Annotated in this window: 25 protein-coding genes; 13 read left to right on the top strand and 12 right to left on the bottom strand. The window is 66.5% G+C overall.

Annotated features, from left to right (window positions below; genetic code table 11):
* Positions 1-167 precede the first annotated feature (167 nt).
* The 3 genes from IQ782_RS09645 to uxuA form a co-directional block, all read right to left on the bottom strand.
* Positions 168-785, bottom strand: coding sequence for a GNAT family N-acetyltransferase (locus tag IQ782_RS09645; RefSeq protein WP_194134422.1), 618 nt, complete (start codon positions 783-785; stop codon positions 168-170).
* Between the two features lie 123 nt (positions 786-908).
* Positions 909-2,363, bottom strand: coding sequence for a mannitol dehydrogenase family protein (locus tag IQ782_RS09640; RefSeq protein WP_194134421.1), 1,455 nt, complete (start codon positions 2,361-2,363; stop codon positions 909-911).
* Positions 2,360-3,577: a mannonate dehydratase gene (gene uxuA, locus IQ782_RS09635; RefSeq protein ID WP_194134420.1), complete on the bottom strand. Its 1,218-nt coding sequence runs from the start codon at positions 3,575-3,577 to the stop codon at positions 2,360-2,362. Before uxuA ends, IQ782_RS09640 begins: the two co-directional genes overlap by 4 nt.
* 131 nt (positions 3,578-3,708) lie before the next feature.
* On the opposite strand from uxuA, the gene IQ782_RS09630 reads away from it, so the two are divergent.
* From IQ782_RS09630 to IQ782_RS09610, 5 genes are all read left to right on the top strand, one after another.
* Positions 3,709-4,407, top strand: coding sequence for a GntR family transcriptional regulator (locus tag IQ782_RS09630; RefSeq protein WP_194134419.1), 699 nt, complete (start codon positions 3,709-3,711; stop codon positions 4,405-4,407).
* A 48-nt stretch (positions 4,408-4,455) separates the two neighbouring features.
* On the top strand, positions 4,456-5,433 hold the full coding sequence (locus IQ782_RS09625; protein WP_194134418.1) for a TRAP transporter substrate-binding protein: 978 nt from the start codon (positions 4,456-4,458) through the stop codon (positions 5,431-5,433).
* 103 nt (positions 5,434-5,536) lie between these two features.
* Positions 5,537-6,037, top strand: coding sequence for a TRAP transporter small permease (locus IQ782_RS09620; protein WP_194134417.1), 501 nt, complete (start codon positions 5,537-5,539; stop codon positions 6,035-6,037).
* 1 nt (position 6,038) lies between these two features.
* Positions 6,039-7,316, top strand: a complete 1,278-nt coding sequence (locus IQ782_RS09615; protein ID WP_194134416.1) for a TRAP transporter large permease — start codon at positions 6,039-6,041, stop codon at positions 7,314-7,316.
* 10 nt (positions 7,317-7,326) lie between these two features.
* Positions 7,327-8,379 (top strand): L-idonate 5-dehydrogenase, encoded by a 1,053-nt coding sequence (locus IQ782_RS09610; RefSeq protein ID WP_194134415.1) that lies wholly within the window; start codon positions 7,327-7,329, stop codon positions 8,377-8,379.
* Between the two features lie 73 nt (positions 8,380-8,452).
* On the opposite strand, the gene IQ782_RS09605 is transcribed toward IQ782_RS09610, so the two are convergent.
* The 6 genes from IQ782_RS09605 to pcaD all read right to left on the bottom strand — a co-directional run bounded on the left by IQ782_RS09605 (position 8,453) and on the right by pcaD (position 13,389).
* Positions 8,453-9,664 carry a M20/M25/M40 family metallo-hydrolase gene (locus tag IQ782_RS09605; RefSeq protein WP_194134414.1) on the bottom strand — a complete coding sequence of 404 codons (1,212 nt, stop codon included), beginning with the start codon at positions 9,662-9,664 and terminating at the stop codon, positions 8,453-8,455.
* Between the two features lie 75 nt (positions 9,665-9,739).
* Complete coding sequence (locus tag IQ782_RS09600; protein ID WP_194134413.1) at positions 9,740-10,804, bottom strand: 3-carboxy-cis,cis-muconate cycloisomerase; 1,065 nt, start codon at positions 10,802-10,804, stop codon at positions 9,740-9,742.
* Between the two features lie 76 nt (positions 10,805-10,880).
* Positions 10,881-11,480: a protocatechuate 3,4-dioxygenase subunit alpha gene (gene pcaG, locus IQ782_RS09595; RefSeq protein WP_194134412.1), complete on the bottom strand. Its 600-nt coding sequence runs from the start codon at positions 11,478-11,480 to the stop codon at positions 10,881-10,883.
* Positions 11,481-11,482: 2 nt separating this feature from the next.
* Entirely contained in the window at positions 11,483-12,226 is a 744-nt protein-coding gene (gene pcaH / locus IQ782_RS09590; protein ID WP_194134411.1) for a protocatechuate 3,4-dioxygenase subunit beta, read from the bottom strand.
* Positions 12,223-12,606: a 4-carboxymuconolactone decarboxylase gene (gene pcaC, locus IQ782_RS09585; RefSeq protein WP_164197870.1), complete on the bottom strand. Its 384-nt coding sequence runs from the start codon at positions 12,604-12,606 to the stop codon at positions 12,223-12,225. Before pcaC ends, pcaH begins: the two co-directional genes overlap by 4 nt.
* Complete coding sequence (pcaD, locus tag IQ782_RS09580; protein WP_194134410.1) at positions 12,607-13,389, bottom strand: 3-oxoadipate enol-lactonase; 783 nt, start codon at positions 13,387-13,389, stop codon at positions 12,607-12,609.
* A 91-nt stretch (positions 13,390-13,480) separates the two neighbouring features.
* Here pcaD and IQ782_RS09575 point away from each other — a divergent pair, with 91 nt between their 5' ends.
* Entirely contained in the window at positions 13,481-14,404 is a 924-nt protein-coding gene (locus tag IQ782_RS09575; protein ID WP_194134409.1) for a LysR substrate-binding domain-containing protein, read from the top strand.
* Positions 14,405-14,417: 13 nt separating this feature from the next.
* On the opposite strand, the gene IQ782_RS09570 is transcribed toward IQ782_RS09575, so the two are convergent.
* Positions 14,418-15,371 carry an NAD(P)-dependent oxidoreductase gene (locus IQ782_RS09570; protein ID WP_194134408.1) on the bottom strand — a complete coding sequence of 318 codons (954 nt, stop codon included), beginning with the start codon at positions 15,369-15,371 and terminating at the stop codon, positions 14,418-14,420.
* A 312-nt stretch (positions 15,372-15,683) separates the two neighbouring features.
* Here IQ782_RS09570 and IQ782_RS09565 point away from each other — a divergent pair, with 312 nt between their 5' ends.
* Complete coding sequence (locus IQ782_RS09565) at positions 15,684-16,568, top strand: hypothetical protein (RefSeq protein ID WP_194134407.1); 885 nt, start codon at positions 15,684-15,686, stop codon at positions 16,566-16,568.
* A gap of 4 nt (positions 16,569-16,572) precedes the next feature.
* Here IQ782_RS09565 and IQ782_RS09560 read toward each other — a convergent pair whose 3' ends face one another.
* The gene (locus IQ782_RS09560) at positions 16,573-17,073 is read right to left on the bottom strand and encodes a MarR family winged helix-turn-helix transcriptional regulator (RefSeq protein WP_194134406.1); all 501 of its coding nucleotides are present in this window, start codon (positions 17,071-17,073) and stop codon (positions 16,573-16,575) included.
* 216 nt (positions 17,074-17,289) lie between these two features.
* Here IQ782_RS09560 and ectA point away from each other — a divergent pair, with 216 nt between their 5' ends.
* The 6 genes from ectA (at position 17,290) to IQ782_RS09530 (ending at position 23,627) form a co-directional block, all read left to right on the top strand.
* Complete coding sequence (gene ectA / locus IQ782_RS09555; RefSeq protein WP_194134405.1) at positions 17,290-17,826, top strand: diaminobutyrate acetyltransferase; 537 nt, start codon at positions 17,290-17,292, stop codon at positions 17,824-17,826.
* Positions 17,827-17,884: 58 nt separating this feature from the next.
* The gene (ectB, locus tag IQ782_RS09550) at positions 17,885-19,174 is read left to right on the top strand and encodes a diaminobutyrate--2-oxoglutarate transaminase (protein ID WP_194134404.1); all 1,290 of its coding nucleotides are present in this window, start codon (positions 17,885-17,887) and stop codon (positions 19,172-19,174) included.
* 4 nt (positions 19,175-19,178) lie between these two features.
* On the top strand, positions 19,179-19,571 hold the full coding sequence (locus tag IQ782_RS09545; protein WP_194134403.1) for an ectoine synthase: 393 nt from the start codon (positions 19,179-19,181) through the stop codon (positions 19,569-19,571).
* Positions 19,572-19,574: 3 nt separating this feature from the next.
* Positions 19,575-21,002, top strand: coding sequence for an aspartate kinase (locus IQ782_RS09540; RefSeq protein WP_194134402.1), 1,428 nt, complete (start codon positions 19,575-19,577; stop codon positions 21,000-21,002).
* Between the two features lie 251 nt (positions 21,003-21,253).
* Positions 21,254-22,345, top strand: a complete 1,092-nt coding sequence (locus IQ782_RS09535; RefSeq protein ID WP_194134401.1) for a carboxynorspermidine decarboxylase — start codon at positions 21,254-21,256, stop codon at positions 22,343-22,345.
* Positions 22,346-22,391: 46 nt separating this feature from the next.
* The gene (locus IQ782_RS09530; protein WP_194134400.1) at positions 22,392-23,627 is read left to right on the top strand and encodes a saccharopine dehydrogenase family protein; all 1,236 of its coding nucleotides are present in this window, start codon (positions 22,392-22,394) and stop codon (positions 23,625-23,627) included.
* Positions 23,628-23,703: 76 nt separating this feature from the next.
* Here IQ782_RS09530 and IQ782_RS09525 read toward each other — a convergent pair whose 3' ends face one another.
* Complete coding sequence (locus IQ782_RS09525; protein ID WP_194134399.1) at positions 23,704-24,555, bottom strand: calcium-binding protein; 852 nt, start codon at positions 24,553-24,555, stop codon at positions 23,704-23,706.
* Between the last annotated feature and the right edge of the window lie 201 nt (positions 24,556-24,756).

Below are 24,756 nucleotides of genomic sequence, written 5' to 3'. Positions count from 1 at the left end.
GCCCCGTTCAAGCTGCCCATGACCGCCCCCTGACCCCGTCTGTCCCGCCGCCGCTTATAGCGCCGTCACGAAAGCGGGGTCCATACAGCCCACGCGGCGCGGGACCGGGGGCTCTGCCCCCGGACCCCCGGGATATTTCTGCCTAGAAGAAAGGGGGGCGCCGCGCCTCAGGAGCTTCCGTGGCGGTCCAGCGGCGAGCGGGGAATCCGGAACATCGCGCCCGGAGTCAACTCGTGATGCTGGAAACCATGGCGGCTGTAGAAAGCTTCGAGCGCGGGCTTGTCGAGCCCCTCTTCTCCGAAGGGTTCGTGGTGCAGCTCGATGCCGAGTTCGGCCTCATCCGCGGCCTCGACCAGCTGGCGCAGGATGCGATGCGCGATTCCCTTGCCGCGATGGGCCGGCACCACCCAGATGCCGCTGAGGATGAAGCGCTTGCTCCAGAGCGAGTGCTCGATATAGGCGACGTTCTCGTCGCTGTTGCGGTAATAGGTGCGCTCGCCGGTCTCGCCGGTCGAGGCCATCAGCCCCGGAACGCGCGCCAGCCGCTCCATGACATAGGCGTATTTCACCTCGGCGCGGTGGCGCGCACGTTCAAGCCCCTCTTCCAGCTCGCGCGTCAGGTCGGGATGGCGAATCTCGCAATAGTCGCGCATTCCGTGCTGCAGGGCGATGGCCACAAATGCGCGCAACTCGTTCTCAAGACGGGTGATTTCGGCCTGTTCCTCGGATTGCCTCCGGGGGGTGATCAGGGGCCGGGACCCGCGTGCAAAGTCGGTGTATGGCATGGTGTCCTCCCAGGCCGATATTACAGCGACATTTGCGACGGGACAGTAAATCCCGACACCCTGTTGGCGCAAACAGCAGATTGCGCGGCTGCCCGCCTCTCTGGCGGGCAGCGAATGCGGCGCTCAGACGGCGGCTTCGCGCGCGATCACGTCGCGCATGGGCTCGAAAAGCATTTCCGCCAAGAGTTTGGTCACCTCGTCCCAATAGGCGTCATCCGCCGCCAGCGCCGCTGGGACGAAGGCGGTTTTCCGCAAGGCGGCGACGATCTCATCCGCCTCACGACCTTGGGCCAGAGCACGCAGCTCTCCAGCCCGAGGATCGCGCAGCTCGTAGGCGGCGCAATCATGGGTGGCGCCGCTGAGATGCCGCGCCCAAGCGGCGGTGGCAAAGGTGAAGGCGCGGCAGTCGATGCCCTTCGCCCGCGCATCCGCAACCGCCGAGAAAACCCGCTGCGGCATCTTCTCCGAGCCGTCCATGGCGATCTGGAAGGTTTCATGCGCGATCTCGGGGTTCTCGAAGCGCCGGGCCAGCGCCACGGCATAGGCGGCGGGCTCGATGCCGGGAATTTCCGGCAGGGTTGCCGCGGCAGCAGTCAGGTGGCGGCGCACCAGCCTGGCCAGCGGCGCGCAGCCCATCACGTCGCGCACATAGGTCGCGCCCGCGTGGAAGCCGACGTAGGCCAGCATCGAATGGCTGCCGTTGAGCATCCGCAGCTTCATCATCTCGAAGGCGGTGACGTTGTCGGTGAAGATCGCCCCGGCCTTTTCCCAGGCCGGTCGGCCCTGCGGGAAATTGTCCTCGATCACCCACTGGCAGAAGCTCTCGGTCTCGATCGCGGCAAGGTCCTCGCAGCCGATCAGCGCCTGCGCCTCGGCCAGCGTGGCGGGCGTGGCGGCCGGGGTGATGCGGTCGACCATGGTCGAGGGGAAGGCGACCTCGGCGGCAATCCACTCGGAAAGCGCGGGGTCGATCCGGCGGGCGAAATCCACCACGGCACCGCGCAGGAGAACACCGTTTTCCGGCAGGTTGTCGCAGCAAAGCACGGTGAAGGGCGCAAGACCCGCGGCGCGGCGGCGGCGCAGCGCCTCCGTCAACAGGCCGAGAACACCCTGCGGAGCAGCCGGATTCGCGAGATCCGCGGCCACGGCAGGATGCGCCGGGTCGCAGCCATGGGCTGCGCGGTCGAGGCCGTAGGCCTTTTCGGTCACCGTCAGCGAGACGATCTTCGTGCCCTCGGCGGCCATGGCGGCGAGCGCCGGCTCGGGGTTGCCCGCCGAACAGATGGCATCGGCGATGGCGCCGATCACCCGCGCCTCGGTGCCCTCGGCACCCTTGGCGATCAGCGTGAAAAGGCCGTTCTGCGGGTGCAGCTCGTCCGAGGCCTTCGGCGAGCGAAGCGAGACGCCGAGAATGCGCCAGTCCCCGCCCGCGGCGGCCAGCGCCAGATCGGTCAGCGCCGCCTGATGCGCCTTGTGGAAGGCGCCAAGGCCGAGGTGGACGATGCCCACCCCATGCGCCTGCGGATCATAGCCCGGGCGCAGCGCCTCGGGCACCTGATCAAGTGACGTCAGCCTCATGCCTTGCCCGCCACGAGCTCGTGCTCGAAGGCACGGTAGAGGCCACGCAGTTCCGCCAGACCCTTGAGACGGCCGATCGCCGGGTAGCCCGGCTGCGCCTCGCGGCCGATGTCGTCGAGGATGTCCTGCCCGTGGTCGGGGCGGAAGGGGATCGACCAGTCGGCCCGGCCCTCGCCCTTACGGCGGCGTTCCTCGGCGACCACGGCGGCAACCATGGCGACCATGTCGGTGTGGCCCGAAAGATGCTCGTCCTCGTAGAGCGAGTTCATCACCTCGGTGCCCTCGATGCTGACGTTGCGCAGGTGCAGGAAGTGCACGCGGTCGGCCAGGGCCTTGAAGATCTCGACCGGGTTGTTGTCGGGACGCGCGCCGAGCGAGCCGGTGCAGAGCGTCACGCCGTTGGCGCGCAGGTCCACGGCATCGAGGATTTTCCGGTAATGCGCCTCGGTCGACATGATGCGCGGCAGGCCGAGCAGCGGGAAGGGCGGATCGTCCGGGTGGCAGCAGAGCCGCACCCCCAGGTCCTCGGCCAGCGGTGTCACTTCCGACAGGAAGTCGATCATGTGCTGCTGAAGCTGTCCCTCCGAGATGCTGTCATACTCGGCGAGGTGCAGCTTCACATCGGCAAGGCTGAACTTCTCGGCCGCACCCGGCAGGCCGAAGACGACGTTGCCGGCCAGCTGCTCCTTGCGCGCGTCATCCATCTTGGCGAAGCGCTCGGCGGCCTCGGCGACCACCGCGTCGGGGAAGCTCTCGGCGGCCCCGGCGCGTTGCAGGATGTGGATGTCGAAGGCGGCGAAGTCGATCAGGTCGAAACGCATGCAGCGCGCGCCGCTCGGCCGTTCCCATGCCAGATCGGTGCGGGTCCAGTCCAAGACCGGCATGAAGTTGTAGCAGATGGTTTCGAGCCCGGCCTCGGAGAGGTGGCGCATCGAGGTCTTCCAGGTCTCGATATGCGCCTTCCAGTCGCCCTTCTGCTTCTTGATGTCCTCGGAGACGGGCAGCGATTCGACCACGTCCCAGACCAGCGGCGAAGGGCGGCCGTCCTTGCGGGTGGCGATCTCGCGCTGGCGCTGCGCGATCTCCTCGGGGGTCCAGACCGTGCCGGTCGGCACGTGGTGCAACGCGGATACGACGCCCTCGACGCCTGCCTGCATCATGTCGTCGATGCTCACGCGGTCTTTCGGACCGAACCAACGCCAGGTCTGACGCATCGGAACCCTCCCTTTTTGTCTGCTGCGCGGGACGGAATCCCGCTCCTCGGTGGTCACGTGATTAATAGCAGCGGATTCTAATGTTGACTAGTATGGAAGTATGGAGCAGTTTGCCGCTACGGAGGAGAGCCATGGGAATCGAGACAATCCAGATCGAGCCGGTCGACCAGTCGGCGCCCGTCGGGCCGCAGCTGATCCGCGCCCTGCGCCAATCGATCATCCGAAACCATCTCGAACCCGGCACCCGGCTCTCCGAGGCGGAGATCGGCGCCAAGTTCGGCGTCTCCCGCCAGCCCGTCCGTGAAGCCTTCATCAAGCTCGCCGAGGAAGGCCTGCTGGAGATCCGCCCGCAGCGCGGCTCCTTCGTGCGCAAGATTTCCGTCGGCGCCGTGCTCGACGCGCGCTTCGTCCGCGAGGCGGTCGAGGCCGACATCGCGAAGGCCTGCGCCACCATGCGGCCCGCCGGGCTGGTCGAAGATCTGCGCAGACAGATCGCCGCGCAGGCGCGGCTCGTCGATCAGCACCCCGCCGCCTTCGTGCCGCTCGACGACGAGTTCCACCACACCCTCGCCAAGGGCGCCGGCCGCCCCAATGCCTGGGCGGTGATCGTCGGCATGAAGAGCCAGATGGACCGGGTGCGCCAGATGACCTCGGCGCATTTCCCGCTCGAACACCTCATCGCCCAGCACACCGCCGTCGTTGACGCCATCGACGCGGGCGACCCGGCTGCCGCTGAAAAGGCCATGCGCGGCCACCTGCAGATGATCCTTTCGGACCTGCCGGCCATCCGCGAGGCCTTCCCCGACTATTTCGACCCCGATGCCGCGTGAGTGCGTATGCGGCATCTTCCCCAAGCGACCCTGAAAGGGAGGAACACCATGATCGTTGCGAAGACCCTCAAGACCCTGATGCTCTCCGGCATCGCCACCGTCGCGCTCAGCGCCTCGGCCATGGCTGCCGACATGACGCTGAAGCTCGGCCACCTCGCCAATGAGGACAACACCTGGCACAAGGCCTCGGTAAAGTTCGCCGAGGAACTGGCCACGCTGACCGACGGCCGCATCGAGGTCGAGATTTACCCGAACGAGACGCTCGGCAAGGAAGTCGACGTCATCAACGGCATGCAGCTCGGCACCGCCGACATGACCATCACCGGCGAGTCCCTTCAGAACTGGGCGCCGATGGCCGCGCTGCTCGCGATGCCCTACGCCTACACCTCGCTCGAGGACATGGACGCCGCCGCCAGTGGCGAACTTGGCGACCGTATCGAGGCGCAGATCATCGAGAAGGTGGGCATCCGTCCGATCGCCTATTTCGCCCGCGGCCCGCGCGAGCTGACCTCGAACCGCCCGATCACCTCGCCGGACGATCTGAACGGCCTGAAGATGCGCGTGCCGAACGTGCCGCTCTTCCTCAACGTCTGGAAGGCGCTTGGCGCGAACCCGACCCCGATGGCCTTCTCCGAAGTGTTCACCTCGCTGCAGAACGGCACCATCGACGCGCAGGAAAACCCGCTCGCGCTGATCAAGTCGGCAAACTTCAACGAGGTGCAGAAGTACATCAACAAGACCGACCACGTGCGGTCCTGGATCTACCTGACCATTTCGGAAATGGCGTGGGACCAACTCTCGGAAGAGGATCAGGCCAACGTCATGGAAGCCGCCGCGCGCGCGCAGGCCTACGAGCGTGAACTCTTCCTCGCCGACGAAGAGAAGCTGGTGACCCAGCTCGAAGAACTCGGCGTGGAGTTTGTCGATGTCGACAACGCCGCCTTTGCCGCCGCCGCCAAGGAAGCCGTGCTGAACTCGGTCTCCGACGAGATCCGGCCCGACGTCGAAGCCCTCTTCGACAAGTAAGCCGACCCGCGGGCCCCTCCTCCCTTCTTCAGGGCCCGCACTCCCGGGCCGGACCCCCCACTCGGGTCCGGCCCTTCCCGCAATTTCACCGAAGAGCCGTTCCATGCAAAAGCTCGTCACGGTCCTGACCGCCATCGCCCGTATCGCGACGGGGCTCAGCTTTGCCGCCATCATCATCGCCGTCATCATCCAGCTTCTGGGCCGCTCCGGCGTGATCACCTCGGTGGTCTGGACCGAAGAGCTCACCCGCTTCGCCCTGCTCTACCTCGCCGCCTTCGGCGTCGGCCTGGCCTACCGCTCGGGCGATCTGGTGAACGTCGACATCGTCTGCGAGGCGCTGCCCGGACGACTGCCGTGGATCCTGCGTCTCGTGTCGGCCGTGATCACGCTCGGCTTCGGCCTGATGCTGATCAAGGCGACCTGGCTCTACGTGTCGATCGGCGCGCGGCAGACCGCGCCCTCGCTGGGCGTCCGGATGGATTACATCCACGCCTCGGTGCTGGTCGCGCTGCTTGCCCTGAGCCTGTTTGCCGGACTGCGCGTGGCCGGAATGCTGACCCGCCGCGACACCGGCCTTCCCGAAAAACCCGAAGAGGAGCTCTGAGATGGAGCTGACCATTCTGCTGGGCTGCTTCCTCGGCGGCCTGATCATCGGCCTGCCGGTGGCAATCACCCTCGGCGTCTCGTCGATGGCCTACATCCTCTTCAAGGGCATGCCGCTCGTCGTCATCCCGCAGAAGATGTACGCCGGCATGGACAGCTTCGTGCTGCTCTGCATCCCCGGCTTCATCCTCGCCGGCAACCTGATGAACGCCGGCGGCATCACCGGGCGCATCGTTCGGCTGGCGCAGGCGCTGGTCGGCTGGATGCGTGGCGGCCTTGGCCTCACCAACGTCGCCGCCTCGATGCTGTTCGGCGGTATCTCGGGCACCGCCGCGGCCGACGCCGCCTCGATCGGCGGCATGATGATCCCCGGCATGAAGAAGGCGGGCTACCCCGCCGACTTCTCCGCCGCGATCACCGCCGCCTCCTCGACCGTCGGGCCGATCATCCCGCCCTCGGTGCCGATGATCATCGTCGGCACGCTCTCGGGCATCTCGGTCGGCAAGATGTTCATCGCGGGCGCGATCCCCGGCATCATGATGGGCGTGGCGATGATGATCACCGCCTGGATCCTCGCCAAGAAGCACAACTACCCGCGCCAGGAATGGCAGGGGCTGGGTGAGCTCTGGAAGGCCTTCCTCGGCGCCTTCTGGGCCGTGGCCATGACCGCGCTCATCGTCGGCGGGTTGCTCACCGGCTTTGCCACCCCGACCGAGACCGCCATCGTCGCCTCGATCTACGCCTTCGTCGTCGGTGCCTTCGTCTACCGCGGGCTGAAGATCCGCGACGTGCCGAAAATCCTGATCGACAGCGCCGTCTCGGCCGCCGCGATCCTCGTGCTGGTCGGCCTCGCCAACGTCTTCGGCTGGATCCTCGTCGCCGAGCGCATCCCCCAGATGATCGCAGACTCGGTGCTCAGCATCACCGACAACAAGTTCCTGGTGATCCTGCTGATCAACCTCGTGCTGCTGTTTGTCGGCATGTTCATGGAGACCATCGCCGCGCTGATCATCCTCTTCGTGCCGCTGCTGGCGCTGGCGACCGGCGTGGGCGTCGATCCGCTGCACTTCGCGGTCTTCGCGGTGCTCAACCTGATGATCGGCCTCACCACCCCGCCGGTCGGCGTGTGCCTGTTCATCTGCGCCGGCATCGGGCGGGTCACGCTGTGGCAAGTCACCCGTGCGATCATGCCCTTCATCCTCACCAACATCCTCGTGCTGCTGCTCGTCTCCTACGTGCCGTTCTTCAGCACCTGGCTGCCCTCCTTCCTGTCGAACTAGGACCAGACCCATGACCAACCGCATCGCACGGCTGCACGGACAGAAAGACCTGCGCGTCGAGACCATCGAAGAGCCCACCGCCGCGGCGGGAGAGGTCGTGGTCGCGATCGGCGCGGGCGGCATCTGCGGCTCGGACATCCACTACTACGCCGACGGCGGCATCGGCACGATCCGCGTCCGCGAGCCGATCATCATCGGCCACGAGGCGGCGGGCACCGTGGTGGCGGTCGGCGCGGGCGTGACCGGCGTTGCCGAGGGCGACGTGGTGGCGGTGAACCCCTCGCACCCCTGCGGCACCTGCAAGTTCTGCACCGCGGGGGATCACCAGCACTGCATGACCATGCGCTTCAAGGGCTCGGCGATGTTCCTGCCGCACGAGCAGGGCTTCTTCCGTGACCGCGTCGCGATCGGGGCGGGCCAGTGCTACAAGATCGCCGAGGGCGTGCCGATGGCCGAGGCCGCGCTGGCCGAGCCGCTCGCCGTCTGCTGCCGCGCCGTGACCCGCGCGGTGCAGGTCGCGGGTCCGCTGACCGGCAAGCGCGTCCTCGTCACCGGGGCCGGCCCGATCGGCGCGCTCTGCGTGGCGCTGGCCAAGCATCACGGCGCTTCGGAGATCGTCGTCACCGACCTGCAGGACGCAACGCTGGAAGTCGCGAAGCAGGTCGGCGCCACCCGTACGATCAATGTCGCCACCAACGGCGCAGAGCTTGCTGAATACGAGGCCGAGAAGGGTCAGTTCGACCTTTGCTTCGAATGCTCCGCCGCCGGTCCCGCGATCCGCTCGGCCATCGCCTGCACCCGCCCGCTCGGCACCATCGTGCAGGTCGGCGTGATGGGCGACACGCCGGTGCCCTTCAACATGCTGGTCTCGAAGGAGATCAACCTCTGCGGCACGCACCGTTTCGACGCCGAGTTCGGCCAGTCGGTCGAGCTGATCAATTCGCGTTCGATGAACCTCGCGCCGATCGTCACCCATTCGATGCCGGTGGATGACGCCCAGAAGGCCGTCGAGCTGGCAATGGATCGGGGCAAGGCAGTGAAGGTGCAGCTGACCTTCGGCTGACCTACCTCCCCTGCCCCCTGCAAGGACCGCGTCGCCCACCGGCGCGGTCCTTTTTATGTATGAGACCTGCGCCTCAGCCCTCGACCATCCCCACCGTCCCGAGGATCGTCGCCAGCCCGGCATAGAGCCCGCGCAACGAAAGCTCCGGCTCAACGTCGATCCATTCCTCGAGGCTGTGCGCCCGCCCGCCGGTGCCGCCGGAGCCGAGGCAGATCGCCGGCACGCCAAGGCTCATGGGAATGTTGGCATCGGTCGAACTGCTTGCTGTCGAGGGCGTGAAGCCGAAGGCCGGAAGCGCCGCGAAGGCCGCCTGCACGATGGGGCTCTCGGTCGCGGTCCGCCCCGCCGGGCGGTTGCCGATGCGTGTGATCTCGGCTCGGACCGCGCCATTGGCCGTATCGCCGCGGGCGTTCTCGGCAGCCACGGCGTCCTCGACCAGCCCGTGCAACGCGGCATCCAGCTTCGCCAATTCGCCCGCATCCTCCGAGCGCAGATCAACCTCAAGCCAGACCTCCTCGGGGATGGCGTTGATCGAGCTGCCGCCGCCGATGACCGAAGCGCAGAAGGTCGTGCGCGGCTCCGCCGGCACCTCGATCCGCGCCATGCCTGCCATGAGAGACCCCAGCGCATAGGCCGGGTTGACCGTGCCGAAGGCATTCAGCGAATGCCCGCCCGGCCCGCGGAAGCTCACCCGGTAGCGCAGCGATCCGACCGCGCCCGTGGTGATTTCGCCGACCTCCAGCCCGTCGATGGTGAAGAAGCCCGCGATCTTCTCGCGGTAGCCGCCCTCTTCGAAGAGGTGGCGGATGCCGCGCAGGTCGCCCTTGCCCTCCTCGCCCACGTCGCCGACGAAAAGGATGTCCTGCTCGGTCTCGATCCCCGCCGCATCCAGCGCCCGGATGAAGGCGAGCAGCGCCGCCAGCCCGCGCGTGTCATCGCCGACGCCCGGCGCGAAGAGCTTGGAGCCCTCACGGCGCACGGTCACATCGGTCCCCTCGGGGAAGACCGTGTCCAGATGCGCCGCGACGACGATGACCTGCCCGTTGCCGCGCCCGCGGCGCAGGCCAAGCACGTTTCCGATGCCGTCGCGCTCGACCTCTTCCAGCCCCAGCGCGCGGAATTTCTCGGCATAGGCAGCGGCGCGAACCTCTTCCTTGAAGGGCGGCGCCGGGATCTCGGTCAGCTCGATGATCTCGCCCACGAAGCGGTCATGGCCCTGCGCCAGGTCCTCCTGCGCGCGCTTGAAACGGTCCGAAGCGATAATCCGGGCGACGTCTTGGGTCATGGAAGGGTCCTGTAACTGGGTCTGGAGGGCGAACTGCTCGCACCCCAGTTACAGGAGGACCGGCACGCCCGCCACTCAGCCCGGCGCACCGATGCGGGCGATGTTGCCGACAAGCCCCTGCGCCGTCGAGAGCGCCCGCGCCGTCGCCTGCGCCATCTGTGGCAGAAGCATCCATTCCAGCGCCCAGGCCGCGCCCGAGCGTTCCTGCTCGTGGATCAGCGCCTGGTGCATGCCCGAAAGCTGCACAGCGTTGAACCGTGCCAGCGTGACCAGCAGCTCGGCGCCCACCGGGTTCTGCTTGTGCGGCATGGCGGACGACCCGCCGCCGCCCGAGAGCTTGATCTCGTCGAGACCCTGCTGCGCCATGAGGCAGATGTCCTGCCCGATCTTGCCGAGCGTCCCGGTGATCAGCGACAGCAGACCGGCGTATTCCGCCACTGCATCGCGCTTGGCGTGCCAGGCGCTGCCGGTGCTGGCAAGGCCAAGCGACTCTGCCACTTGGTCGGTGATCTCCTGCGCGTCGGCGCCAAGCGCCTTGCGGTCTCCCGAGGCACCGCCAACCTGCACCCGCTCGACGTGGCGCGCGATCTCCGCCAGGCGTTCCAGGTGCGCCGCCAGCGGCTGGTGCCAGGGCCGCAGCCGGTCCGAAACGGTGATCTCGGTCGCCGCCTGCATCCGCGTGCGGCCCATCAGCGGTGCCTCGCCCTGCCGCGCGTCCAGATCGATCAGCGCGGATTCGAGCTCGGTGATCCGAAATGCCAGCAGACCCGTCGTCTCTTTCAGTGTCAGCACCAAGGCGCTGTCCACCACGTCCTGCGAGGTTGCGCCCTTGTGCACGGCTGCCACCGCTTCCGGACCAACGATGGCCTGAAGCTGCTTGACCAGCCGAGGCACCGGCACGCCGTCCTGCGCCATGCCCGCGCGGATGTCCCCGAGATCGATCCTGGCCGCGGCAATTGCAGCTGCCGCCGCCTCGGCGATCTCGGCATCCACCCGGCCGCAGGCCCCGAGCGCCCGGCTCCAGGCCGCTTCGAAGGCGAGCATATGCGCCATCTGCCGCTCGGCCGACCAGATCTCCGCCATCTCCGGATCGCCGAACAGCCCGCCCAGCCAGGGGTGATCGAAAACGCTCGCGCTCATGTTGCTCCGTCCCTCTTGCATGCCGAAAGGGCGACCTTACGGTCGCCCCCGTTTCCCTTTTCTTACGAGACCCGCCTCAGATGTCGAGGAAGACCGTCTCGCCCTCGCCCTGCAGGCGGATGTCGAAGCGGTACTTGCCCTCGCCGGTCTTCCTGGCGATCAGCGTATCGACGCGCGGGCGCTGCTCGATGCGCGCCAGCAGCGGATCCGAGGCGTTGTCCTCGTCCTCGAAGTAGATGCGCGTCTGCAGCCCGATGTTGATGCCCCGTGCGACGACCCAGAGCGAGATATGCGGCGCGCTGACCACGCCGCCCCGGCCCTTCACCTTGCCCGGCTTGACCGTGCGCAGGGTGAACTCGCCGGTTTCCGCATCGGCGGCAAAGCGGCAATGGCCGGAGACCTTGGGATCCGCGCCCTCCTGCCCGGGGAACACGCCCTTGGCGTCGGGCTGCCAGCTCTCGATCAGCGCGTCACGCATCGCCCAGCCGGTGCCGTCGTAGACCGAACCGGTGATCTCGATGATCTCGCCCTCGCAGCCGTCCTCGATCGGGCTCACGCCGATCTCCTGGTCATAGTAACCTGCGTTGCCCGCGTAGGTGGGCATCAGCCCGATGTGGACATAGGGCCCGGCGGTCTGCGAGGCGGTTTCCACGAGGGTGTCGAGTTTCTGCACCATGATCACATGCCCTCCAGCTTGTTCTCGAACATCGACTGGCGACGGCCGCGCAGCACGATGTCGAACTTGTAGGCGAGGTAGTCGAGCGGGCGCGAGTGCGCCAGGTCGAGCGGGGCGACCAGCGCATCGAGCTGGGCGCGGTTCTTGATCGTCGCGGCGATCGGGCAGTGGTTGATCAGCGGATCGCCCTCGAAATACATCTGGGTGATCAGGCGCTGGCCAAAGCTGTGACCGTAGACCGAGATGTGGATGTGCATCGGACGCCAGTCGTTGCCGCGGTTCGGCCACGGGTAGGCACCGGGGCGCACGGTCAGGAACTGGTAGTAGCCGTTCTCATCCGTCAGCGTGCGGCCGCAGCCGCCGAAGTTCGGGTCGAGCGGGGCGAGGTAGGTGTCCTTCTTGTGACGGTAACGCCCCCCCGCGTTGGCCTGCCAGATCTCGAGCAGCGTGTTCGGCACCGGACGCGCGTTCTCGTCGAGCACGCGGCCGTGCATCAGGATGCGCTCGCCCACGGCCGGGGCCGCGCCCTTGGTCCAGTTCAGGATCAGGTTGTTGTCGAGCGCGCCGAGCTTGCCGTGACCAAAGGTCGGGCCGGTCTCTTCCGAGGGCGAGCTTTCCATCGACAGCAGCGGCAGGTTCGGCGAGCGGCTGACGCTGGTCTTGTAGCCGGGATCGTAGGCGACCGGATGCGCATCGCGGTTGCGCGGGATCAGCGGGCCCTTCTCTGTGGTCACGAAATTGCTCATTCGGCTGCCGCCTCCATTTCGGCATAGGTCGCCTTGGCGAGTTTCAGCGCGTGGTTGGCGCGCGGCACACCGGCATAGATCGCCACGTGCTGGAAGGCCTCCAGCACGTCCTGCTTGCTGGCCCCGGTGCGCGCGGTGGCGCGGATGTGCATCGGGATCTCCTCGAAGTTGCCGGTCGCCGCCAGCAACGCCAGCGTCAGCATCGAGCGCTCGCGCTGGCTGATCGCGTCCGAGGCCCAGACCGTGCCCCAGGCGCTGCGGGTGATCAGCGTCTGAAAGGGCTCGTCAAAGGCGGTCTTGGCGGCCTCGGCGCGGTCGACATGGGCATCGCCCAGCACCGATCGGCGCGTCTTCATGCCCTGTTCGTAAAGCTCGTCCATTCAGGCGGTCCTTTCCAGAAAATCGGTGATGAGCCGGGCGGTCGCCACGGGCTGCTCGACGCAGGGGATGTGCCCCGCGCCCTCGATCAGCGCGAAGTCTGCGCCGCAGAGCCCGGCGGTGCCGCGCACCAGCTCGGGCGGGGTCGAGCCATCCTCGGCCCCGGCCATGGCCAGCACCGGCAGCGTCAGCGCGCGGGTGCTCTCGGTCAGATCCGCCCCGGCGATCGCGGCGCAGCAGCCGACGTAGCCCTCGACCGGCGTGCGCACGAGCATGTTCTTCCACGCGGCGAACTGCGGATCGCTCTCGCGGAAGCCCGGCGTGAACCAGCGCTCGAGGATCGCGTCCGCCAGCGCGCCGACGCCACCCGCGCGGATGCCGTCGATCCGGGTCTGCCACATCTCGGGCGTGCCGATCTTCGCGGCAGTGTCCATCAGCACCAGCGCACGTACGAGATGCGGCCGCTTCGCCGCCAGCCCCTGCCCGATCAGCCCGCCGATCGACAGGCCGACGAAGGTGATGTCCCTCATCGCGAGCGCCTCGCAGATCGCCTCGGCATCGGCCACCAGCGTTTCCATCGCATAGGGCGCCTCGGGCGCATCCGACAACCCGTGCCCGCGCTTGTCGAAACGCACCACGCGCAGCCCCTCGGGCAGCAGCGGAATGAGCGCGTCCCAGACCCGCAGGTCGGTGCCCAGCGAATTGGCCAGCATCAGCGCGCGGCCCTCCTTCGGGCCGTCATCGCGGATGTGCAGGCTGACGCCGTCTACGGTAACTGTCTGCATGATGTCTCCTCGGTCTCGGGGTTCTTCTGCCATGGCAAACCTCGATTGGAAAATATAAGTAGAGGCATGACCCATAACTCCGAGGTTATGAATGCTCCACCCGCACCTGCGCATGAGGCACTTGCGCTGCTTCCTCGAGACCGCCCGCCTCGGCAGCCTCAGCTCCGCCGCCGAGGCACTGCATGTCAGCCAGCCCGCCGCCTCCAAGACCATCAAGGAGCTCGAGGACATCCTCGGAGCGCAGCTATTCGACCGCAGCGGACGGCGGCTGGCGCTGACACAGGCGGGCAAGATCTTTCAGCAATACGCCGGCACCGCGCTGGCCGACCTCGAGCGCGGGCAGCGGCTTCTGCGCGACCTGCCGCAGCGCCAGAGAAAGCTCGCCGTGGGCGTGCTGCCGACCGCCGCCACCGGGCTTTTCCCGGACGCCGCCGCGCGCTTCCGGGCCCTTCACCCCGATTGCACGCTGCGGGTCTCGACCGGACCGAACTGGCTTTTGCTCTCGCAATTGCGCGAAGGCGCGCTCGACCTGGTGGTCGGCCGAATGCCCGCCACCGGCACCGGCGAGGGGCTCAGTTTCCGCCAGCTCTACTGGGAGCGCGTGGTGCCGGTGATCCGCCCCGGCCACCCGCTGGACGGCCGCGACTGGGACCCTGCCGAGCTGCTGCGCTACCCGCTGATGCTGCCACCCGCAGGGGCGGTGATCTCGGGATCTGTGCGGGCCTTTCTGCAATCGCTGGGGCTTGGCGAGCCGATTCCCGCGTATGAGAATGTTTCCCACGCGTTCGGGCGCAGGGTCGTGGTGCAGTCCGACACGATCTGGTTCATCAGCGCAGGCGTGGTGCGCGCCGAACTCGACAGCGGCGAGCTGGCGGTTCTGCCGGTGAGCAACGAGTTGCTCGGCGGGCCGGTCGGGATCTCGCTGCGCGACGGGACCTTGCCCGACGCGCTGCTTCTTGGATTGGTCGACGAGCTGGTCGCGGTGGCCGCGCAGCACCCGGCACAGGGCGGCTGAACCGGTCGCGCCGCTAGATGGCCGGGGTCAGCGCCCTCATCTCGGGCACCGGGCTCACCAGCGCACGCCCCTCGTTGAAGGCGGTGATGTTCTCGCGGATCAGATCGGCGGCCATCTCCTGCACCTCGGGGGCATTGCCGGCCATGTGTGGTGTCAGCACCACGTTCTCGAGCGCGCAAAGCTCGGCGGGCACGTCCGGCTCCGTCTCGAAGACATCGAGTCCCGCGCCCTTGATCGTGCCCGATTGCAGCGCCGCGATCAGGGCCGCCGTATCGACCACCGATCCGCGCCCGACGTTGAAGAAATACCCCTTCGGCCCCAGCGCCTCGAGCACCTCGGCATTCACCGCGTGCTGCGTCGAAGGCCCGCCCGGCACGCAGGCGACCAGATAGTCCGATGCTTCGGCCAGCTCGCGCAGCGAAGCCACATAGGCGTAGGGCAGATCGGTCTTCGGCGTGCGGCTGTGGTAGCTCACCTCGATGTCGAAGGCCGCGGCCCGACGTGCCAGCGCCGCACCGATGCCGCCCATGCCGAAGATGCCCATCTTCTTGCGCGAGACCAGCGGCCGCGGCGTTTCGGTATAGTTCCAGGCCCCCGAGCGCGTCAGCCGGTCCTGATGCGGGATGGCCCGCACCGCCGAGAGCAGCAGCGCCATGGCATGGTCCGCCACGGCCCCGGCGTTCACCCCGGCACCATGCGACACCCGGATCCCCCGCGCGAGGGCCGCCTGCACGTCAATCCCTTCGTAGCCGGTGCCGACGCAACAGATCAGCGCGAGGTTCGGCAGCTCGTCCATCTCGGCCCCTGTCGCCCCCCGGAAACCGGCGGTGACCAACACGCGGGTCGCCGCGCGTTCCTCATCGGTCAGATGCGTGTATCCCGCGGTGCAGTCGTGGAGCGTGTAATGCGCGCCGAGCATGCTGTGATAGGCCTGGGTCTTGATATTGATGGCGACATGCTGGGACATGGTGCTCTGCTCCGTTCTTCTCACGCCCCTTGGCCGGGGCAATTTCCTCGCGTGAGGCACGGGTGCACTTACGGCCCTGCCCCACGGCGCGGATCCCCCTCATCTGCCCCGAGGGCGGCGCGGGACACAAGCGGGAAACGCCCTGCGCCCGCCACCGCACGACCGGCTCCCTCCAAGCGCCCGGAGTTTGATCTTGGAATTTTTGCGCTAGTTTTTTGGGCAGCGCCACCAGCCCGAGGGAGAGATGATCGCAGCCGCCGCCCCACGACAGTTCCAGGTCGCCGCGCTTCGGATGCGCCACGGCAGGCGGTCATGACGCAGGCGTTGGTCGCGGGCCTACTGGGCTATCAGTCCGCCACGGGTGCCTTCGGCGCGATCGTGCAGGAGCCGCAGGCCTCGAGCAGGCCCGACGAGACCTGCCTGATAACCGCGCAGATTTGCCTGATCCTGCTGAGTCCGGGCCTCGCCGGCCGCGACCCGCTGCTGCAGCTGTCCCTCGAGCGGGGGCTGTCGTTCATCGAGAGCTGCGCCGCCCCCGAGGGCAACGGCTGGTTCCGGATGCATGCAACAATGCCGCCGAACGCCGCTCTTCCGGACCTGAAGACGACGGCGCTCGCCTGGCTGGCTCTGGTTCTGGCCGGGCGGCGCGAGCCGCAGGTGGCCCGCGATGCCCTGCTGACCGTGATCCGCGACACCGAAGTGAGTGCGCCGCGCCCGGAAGACTCCGCCTGGATTGCGCCCGGACTTTGCCGGACCTGGCCGACCCGCGGGCAGCATGTCAATCCGGTCGATCTTGTCGCGAATATCCATCTTGCCGCCTGCCGCGCATCCCTGGGCCTGCCGCTGCCCACCGCGGCGCGCGAGGCGATGACGCACGCCAGCGCCGCGCTCGATCCAGCCGGCGGGAATTTTTCCCAGATCTCTCCAATGTGCGCCTCGCCCGCCGAGGTCGAGCTTGCGCTGGAGCAGGCGGTGCGCGCAGGGCAAGAGGCGCTCGTCCCGGCCCTGAGGACGGTCAGGCAGCTTGGTTTCGGCAGGCGCGACCGGCTGGCCCGGCGTCCCGCCGACCGCCCGTTGCATTGCCTCCCAGATGGCGGGACGGTCTGGAGCGCCCCGTCGCTGCAACTCGCGCGCTGGCTCTACGACCTGTCGCACGACTCGCGGCCGGACCCGCGACCGCGGCTGCCCTGCCCCTGAAGGTTCAATAGTCTTCCTGGCGGATATCGCGGATGGTCAGCACCGGCGAGGCGTCGATCTCATGGGCATCGAGCATGGCGGCGACCCGTTCGAGCGAGGCCACGAGCTGCGCCTGCTCCCAGTCCATCAGCGCCTCGAAGCTCTTGACGTACTTCTGCTGGAGCGCGTCGGGCGAGCTGCTGACCGCCGCGCGCCCCTTGTCGGTGATCGCCACGTCGGTCTGCCGCCGGTCCACATCGGAGCGATGCCGCGCCACCATGTCGCGCGCCACCAGCTTGTCGACCAGCGCGGTGACCGTGGCCTGGCTGACCCCCATCTGGGTGGCCAGCGCCTTGGGGGTGGCGGTGCCATGATCCTTCTTGGCGACGATCTGCAACACCCGAAGCTGCGCCGGGGTCAGCCCGGCGGCCTGCGCGAGCTTGCGCTCGAAAAGCTCGGTCGCGCGCAGGATACGGCGCAGCGCGATCAGGCTCTGGTCGGTGCGATCTGGAGTTGGGTCAGCCATGCGGAACTTTTGGCAGGATTCCGCCAAAGCTTCAATTGTCTAAGCACTTGACTGTGTCATTCGTAAGACTAAGCAGATTTGCTTCATAAAATCGTATCATTCACGTCTGAAAATGACCTCATACGCCGCTATAAGCGCAAAAACTGCTTCGGTGGTTGAAACTTTTGGTCACCTGTATTAGTTAGATTGACGAACGAAACGGAGGAAACCAGATCGATGCCGAAAGACATGACACAGCCTGACGCGCGCACCCCGGTGCTGCGTAAGCCCGAAGCAACGGACGGGGCTGCGATCTGGGAGCTCGTGCGCGCCTGCAAGCCGCTGGACGAGAACTCCATGTACTGCAACCTCGTCCAGGCCGAGCATTTCCGCGACACCTGTGTTCTCGCCGAACTTGATGGCGAGCCGGTGGGCTGGATCTCGGGCCACATGATCCCCAACCAAGACGCTTTCTTCGTCTGGCAGGTGGCGGTCAGCCCCAAGGCGCGCGGCCTCGGTCTCGGCCGCAAGATGCTGACGCATCTGGTCGAGCGCGAGGAATGCGCTGAGGCAACGGAACTCAAGACGACGATCACCCGCGACAACGATGCGTCCTGGGGCCTGTTCCGCAGCTTTGCCCGCTCGATCGGCGGCGAGCTCTCGGACGAGCCGCACTACACGCGCGACGAACACTTCGACGGCATGCACGCGACCGAGCACATGGTCACGATCGAGCTGCCCGAAGAAGAAGAGGCGCTGCGCGCCGCGGCCTGATCGCTCCCCCTTACATCGCTAATCTTATCTTTTTCTAAGTTCTAGAAAGGACTTCGTTATGCCGAAAGACACGTCTAACGGCCCGACTATTTACGCTCGCCGCGAGAGCGAGGCACGCTCCTACTGCCGCTCCTTCCCGGTGAGCTTCACCTCTGCCCGCGGCTCGGAACTGACCGACGACCAGGGCAAGACCTACATCGACTTCCTGGCCGGCTGTTCCTCGCTGAACTACGGCCACAACGACCCGCACATGAAGGCGGCGCTGGTCGAGCACATCATGAGCGATGGCATCGCCCATGGTCTCGACATGCACACCGACGCCAAGGAAGCCTTCCTCGACGCCTTCGAGCGCCTGATCCTCGAGCCGCGTGGCATGGACCACAAGGTGATGATGGTCGGCCCGACCGGCACCAACGCCGTCGAGGCCGCGATGAAGCTGGCCCGCAAGGTCACCGGCCGCACCAACATCATCGCTTTCACCAACGGCTTCCACGGCATGACCGTGGGCGCGCTGGCGGCGACCGGCAACAAAGGCAAGCGCAATGGCGGCGGCATGCCGCTTCAGGGCGTGACCCACATGCCCTACGAGGGCGCCTTTGGCCCCGATGTCGACACGCTCGCGCAGATCGAGATGATGCTCGAGAACCCCTCGTCGGGTCTCGACGCCCCCGCCGCCTTCCTCGTGGAGCCGGTGCAGGGTGAGGGTGGCCTCAACGCCGCCTCCGCCGAATGGCTGCGCGGCATCGCCCGCCTTGCCAAGAAGCACGGCGCGCTGCTCATCGCCGACGACATCCAGGCTGGCATCGGCCGTACCGGCACCTTCTTCTCCTTCGAGGAGATGGGCGTCGAGCCGGACATGATCCCGCTGGCCAAGTCGCTCTCGGGCTTCGGCCTGCCCTTCGCCGCGCTTCTGCTGAAGCCGGAGCTGGACGTCTGGAAACCGGCCGAGCACAACGGCACCTTCCGGGGCAACACCCACGCCTTCATCACGGCGCGCGTGGCGCTCGAGAAGTTCTGGGCCGATGGCCGCTTCCAGAAGTCGCTCGCCGAGAAGGCGCAGCTGGTCGAGGACGAGCTGAACACCATCGCCGACATGATCCCCGGTGCCTACCTCAAGGGCCGCGGCCTGATGCGCGGCGTCGATGTCGGCTCGGGCGAGCTGGCCGGCGCGATCTGCGCCGAGGCCTTCGAGCGCGGGCTGATCATCGAAACCTCGGGCGCCGACGACGAGGTCGTCAAGGTTCTCGCGCCGCTGACCACCCCGGAAGAGACCTTCCGCAAGGGGTTCGGCATTCTGCGCGACGCCACCGCCACGAGCCTGAACAACCACAAGATTGCCGCGGAGTAACACCATGATTGTACGCGATTTCAACGAACTGAAGAAAACCGACAAGCATATTGCCGACGCGCAGTGGACCTCGACGCGCCTGCTGCTGGCAGATGACGGCATGGGCTTTTCGTTCCACATCACCGTGCTCGAGGCGGGCTCGGAACACACGTTCCACTACAAGCACCACTTCGAGAGCGTCTACTGCATGGCCGGCAAGGGCTCGATCACCGATGTCGCCACCGGCGAGACCCACGAGATCAAGCCCGGCGTCATGTACGCGCTGAACCTCAACGACAAGCACATCCTGCGTGCGACCGAAGAGCTGCACATGGCCTGCTGCTTCAACCCGCCGGTCACCGGCACCGAAGTGCACCGCGAAGACGGCTCCTACGCACCCGCCGAGGAGGCGGCGTAAGCCATGACCCATACCGTTGAGAAAATCGGCGGGACGAGCATGTCCCGCCTGAACGAACTGCGCGACACGCTGCTCATCGGCGGCCGCGAGGGGGATGATCTCTACGGTCGTGTCTTCGTGGTCTCCGCCTTCGGCGGCATCACCGACCTGCTGCTCGAGCACAAGAAATCGGGCAAGCCGGGGGTCTACGGCCAGTTCGCCAACTCCGACACCGGCCACGGCTGGCACGACGCGCTGACCGAGGTGTCGAAGGCGATGATCGAGGCGCATGAAGGCGTGCTCGATCATCCCGGCGACGTCGAACAGGCGACCGACTTCGTGCGCAACCGCGTCGAGGGCGCGCGCAACTGCCTGATCGACCTGCAGCGGCTGTGCTCCTACGGGCACTTCCAGCTGTCGGAGCACATGCTGCAGATCCGCGAGCTGCTCTCGGGGCTGGGCGAGGCGCATTCGGCCTATGTCACCGTGCTGATGCTCCAGCGCGCCGGTGTGAACGCACGCAATGTCGACCTTTCGGGCTGGCGCGACGACGGGCACTACACGCTCGAAGAGCGGATCATGAAGGCCATGGAGGGGGTCGACCCGGCCTCCGAGATGCCCATCGTCACCGGCTATGCGCAATGCACCGAGGGGCTGATGCGCGAGTTCGACCGGGGCTACTCCGAGGTGACCTTCTCGAAGCTGGCGGCGTTGACGTCGGCCCGCGAGGCGATCATCCACAAGGAGTTCCACCTAAGCTCGGCCGACCCCAAGCTGGTGGGCGCGGAAAACGTCCGCAAGCTGGGCCGCACCAACTACGACGTGGCCGACCAGCTGTCGAACATGGGGATGGAGGCGATCCACCCCAAGGCCGCCAAGACGCTGCGCCAGGCACAGGTGCCGCTGCGCGTCACCAACGCCTTCGAGCCGGGCGATCCGGGCACGCTGATCGACGACCAGCCCGCCGAGACCCCGGCGGTCGAGATCGTCACCGGGCTCGACATCGTGGCGCTCGAAGTCTTCGAGCAGGACATGGTCGGGGTAAAGGGCTATGACGCCGCGATCCTCGACGTGCTGACCCGCCACGGCGTGCGCATCGTCTCGAAAGTGTCGAACGCCAACACGATCACCCACTATCTCGACAGCTCGCTCAAGACGATGCGCCGGGTCGAGGATGATCTGGCCAAGCTCTACCCGCAGGCGCAGATCAGCGCGCGCATGCTGTCGATGGCCTCGGTCATCGGGCGCGACCTCAGCACCCTTTGCGTGCTGACCCGTGGTCTCCAGGCCATCGCCGAGGCGGGCTACGAGTCGATCGGCGCGACGCAGGGTCCGCGCAACGTAGATGTGCAGTTCATCCTCGAGCGCGACGACCTCGATCCGGTGATCGCCGCCCTGCACGGCGCATTCGTTTCCCCGCAGGCCAGCCAGAAGCTGAAGACGGCCGCCTAAGCCTGCACGGTCCAACAGGGACTTCGACCAACTGGGGGCGGCTCGCGGGCCGCCCTTTTTCTTTGCCCCACCGCCGAGCCGCAACTCTCTTCGAAGAGAGTTGCAAAAGCCTTCGAAGGCTTTTGCCCCCGCCCTTTCGCGACCGTCACACGGTCGTCAGATACCGCGGTCATCAGGGGGGCATTGTTCTCGGCGGGCTTGCGCTATATTGGCACGGCTTCCCCGTGTTCGCTGTCCGGAGGTGACCACCGATGCAGACGCCCTATTACCTGATCGACAAATCGCGGCTCCTGCCCAATCTCGAGAAGATCGCCCATCTGCGCGAGACCTCGGGGGCCAAAGCCCTGCTGGCGCTCAAGTGTTTTGCCACATGGTCGGTCTTCGACATGATGAGCGAGTACATGGACGGCACCACCTCCTCCTCGCTCTTCGAGGTGAAGCTGGGCCGGGAAAAATTCCCGGGCGAAACCCACGCCTATTCCGTGGCCTGGGCCGATCACGAGATCGACGAGGTGCTGGCGAGCTCGGACAAGATCATCTTCAACACCGCGGCGCAGCTCTCGCGTTTCGAGGAGGTCAGCCGCGGCCACACCCGCGGGCTGCGGGTGAACCCTGGCGTGTCGACCTCGAGCTTCGATCTCGCCGACCCCGCCCGCCCCTTCTCGCGCCTCGGCGAGCATGACCCCAAGGACATCGAGCCCGTGCTTGAGCAGGTCAGCGGCTTCATGTTCCACAACAACTGCGAGAACGCCGACTTCGAGCGCTTCGACGCCATGCTCGGCTCCATCGAGCAGCGCTTCGGCCACCTGATCCGGCAGATGCAGTGGATCAGCCTCGGCGGCGGCATCCATTTCACCGGCGAGGGGTACCCGCTCGACCGCCTCGCCGAGCGCCTGAAACGCTTTGCTGGCGAAAACGAGGTGCAGGTCTATCTAGAACCCGGAGAGGCGACGATCACGAAATCGACCACGCTGGAGGTGACGGTGCTCGACACGCTCTTCAACGGCAAGAACCTCGCGATCGTCGACAGCTCGATCGAAGCGCATATGCTCGACCTGCTGATCTACCGCGAGAGCGCCAAGATGAACGAGAGCGGCGATCAGCCCTGGATGATCTGCGGCAAGTCCTGCCTGGCGGGCGACATCTTCGGCGAGTTCATGTTCCCCAAAGCCCTGAACCCTGGCGACCGGCTCAGCATTCAGGATGCCGCCGGTTACACGATGGTCAAGAAGAACTGGTTCAACGGGGTGCAGATGCCCTCGATCGCCATCCGCGAACTCGACGGCTCCGAGCGGCTGGTGCGCGACTTCACCTACGACGATTTCAGCGCCGCGCTTTCCTGAGCCCGCGCGCATACCCAAGACGGACAAAAGACGGAGGTCCAGTGAGTTGAAAAAAGACGTTCTCATCATCGGCGCAGGCGGCGTCGCTCAGGTCGTGGCGCATAAATGCGCTCAAAACAACGATGTGCTCGGCGAGATCCATATCGCCAGCCGGACGCTTTCGAAATGCGAAGCGATCCTTGAGTCGGTCCGCGAAAAGGGCGCGATGAAGGTAGAGGGCGTCCTCAAGGCTCACCAGGTCGACGCGATGGACAGTGCCGCCGTGGCGCAGCTGATCCGCGACACCGGCGCGCAGATCGTGATCAACGTGGGCTCCGCCTTCGTCAACATGACCGTGCTCGACGCCTGCATCGAAACCGGGGCGGCCTATATCGACACCGCCATCCACGAGGATCCGGCGAAGATCTGCGAGACCCCGCCGTGGTACGCCAACTACGAGTGGAAGAAGCGCGACCTCTGCGCCGAGAAGGGCGTCACCGCGATCCTCGGCGCGGGCTTCGATCCGGGCGTGGTCAACGCCTTCGCCCGCTTTGCCATCGACCAGATGGACGAGGTGAAGAGCATCGACATCGTCGACATCAACGCCGGCTCGCACGGCAAGTATTTCGCCACGAACTTCGACCCCGAGATCAACTTCCGCGAGTTCACCGGCACCGTCTACTACTGGGAAGACCAGCAGTGGAAAGAGACCAAGATGTTTGCGTCGGGCAAGGACTGGGATCTGCCCGTCGTCGGCACGCAGCGCGCCTACCAATCGGGCCACGACGAAGTGCATTCGCTTTCGGCCAATTACCCGCAGGCCGACGTGCGCTTCTGGATGGGTTTCGGCGAGCACTACATCAACGTCTTCACCGTGCTGCAATCGCTGGGCCTGCTGTCCGAGCAGCCGGTGACAACCGCCGAGGGTCTCGAGGTGGTGCCGCTGAAACTGGTCAAGGCTGTGCTGCCCGATCCCTCCTCGCTGGCCCCCGACTACACCGGCAAGACCTGCATCGGCGATCTGGTGAAGGGCGTGAAGGACGGCCAAGAGGTCGAGATCTTCGTCTACAACGTCGCCGACCACAAGGAAGCCTACGAAGAAGTGGGCAGCCAGGGCATCTCCTACACTGCCGGCGTGCCGCCCGTCGCTGCGGCGATGCTGGTCGCCTCGGGCGAATGGGACGCCAAGACCATGCGCAACGTCGAGGAACTCGACCCCAAGCCGTTCTTCACCATCCTCGATGAAATCGGCCTGCCGACCCGCGTCAAGGATGCCAAGGGCGACCGCCCCTGGAACGCATGATTTCCTGACGTGATCGCGCAAAGAAGACGGGCCGGAAGCACCAGCTTCCGGCCCGTTTCGCGTCGCTCGCAGGATATCAGACGATCAGGGCATCGATCACATCCTGCGCAGTCAGCTCCGGGCCGAGGTCGGCGCCGTTGCCGTAGACGATGAGTTTGGCATCGGCAGCGAAATTCATCACGATCCGCGCATCCTGCACGTGGCCATAGGTCTCGAAGACGTCCTCGGCCGACATGCCGAAGTCGAAAGCGGACAGGTCGATCCTGTCGATCGCCCAGTCCCCGGTCCCGAAGTTCCGGACCACATCGCGGCCGCCTCCCGGCGCAAAGACGAAGGTGTCCTGGTTCGCGGCGTAGCCCCAGAGCGTGTCATTGCCCGCACCGCCGTCGAGCGTCACCCCCCGACCCGGACCATATTGGTCGCCGACATCCGGCACCTCGTTGATGCTGCTGCGCTCGTGCGAATAAAGGCGATCGTCGCCAGTGCCCCCGAAAGCCTCGCCGCCGCCGAAGGCGGACATCTCGATGATGTCGTTCCCGCTGCCGCCATAGGCATGCGCCGTGCCGCCGTAGCCCGCCACGATCCTGTCGTTGCCCGCGTCTCCGAACAGCCACCAATGGGTCTCTACCGGAAATGGCCCCACGTCGCCGCCATTCAGCGTGCGGATCACGTCGTCACCATCGTCGCCATGCAGAACTTCCGAGCCGCCTTCGGTCCAGTCGTCGAGGATGTAATCATTGCCCGGTCCGCCATAGGCCACGTCCGGCCCTGCCCCGGTGACAATGCGGTCATCGCCTTCGCCGCCATAAAGCGTGTCGCGGCCAGATTTGCCTTCGAGCGTGTCATTGCCCTCGAGTCCCTCGATCAGGTCGAAGCTGCCGGTGCCCGGAAGAAAATCGTCGTTCACCGTTCCGATGATGTCAGCCATGCAGGACAATCCCTCTGCAATTAAGGTCATGAAAATGCTGGGCCCGCACGGAGGACCGGCCCCGCGTGACCCTAGACCCATTTGCCCGCACACGCCAAGGTTGCTTTCCTCACCGCCGAAAGGTCCGGGCTTCAAGCAAGGATTGCGGTCTGCCGCCTGCGTGGGCATCTTGCGAAACATGGCACGGCCTGGATAGCGCGC

The organism is Salipiger mangrovisoli (assembly GCF_015223355.1).
In the GTDB taxonomy this organism is placed as follows: domain Bacteria; phylum Pseudomonadota; class Alphaproteobacteria; order Rhodobacterales; family Rhodobacteraceae; genus Salipiger; species Salipiger mangrovisoli.
The sequence above is the reverse complement of the archived record's forward strand: the minus strand, read 5'-3'. Positions and strand labels throughout refer to the sequence as shown.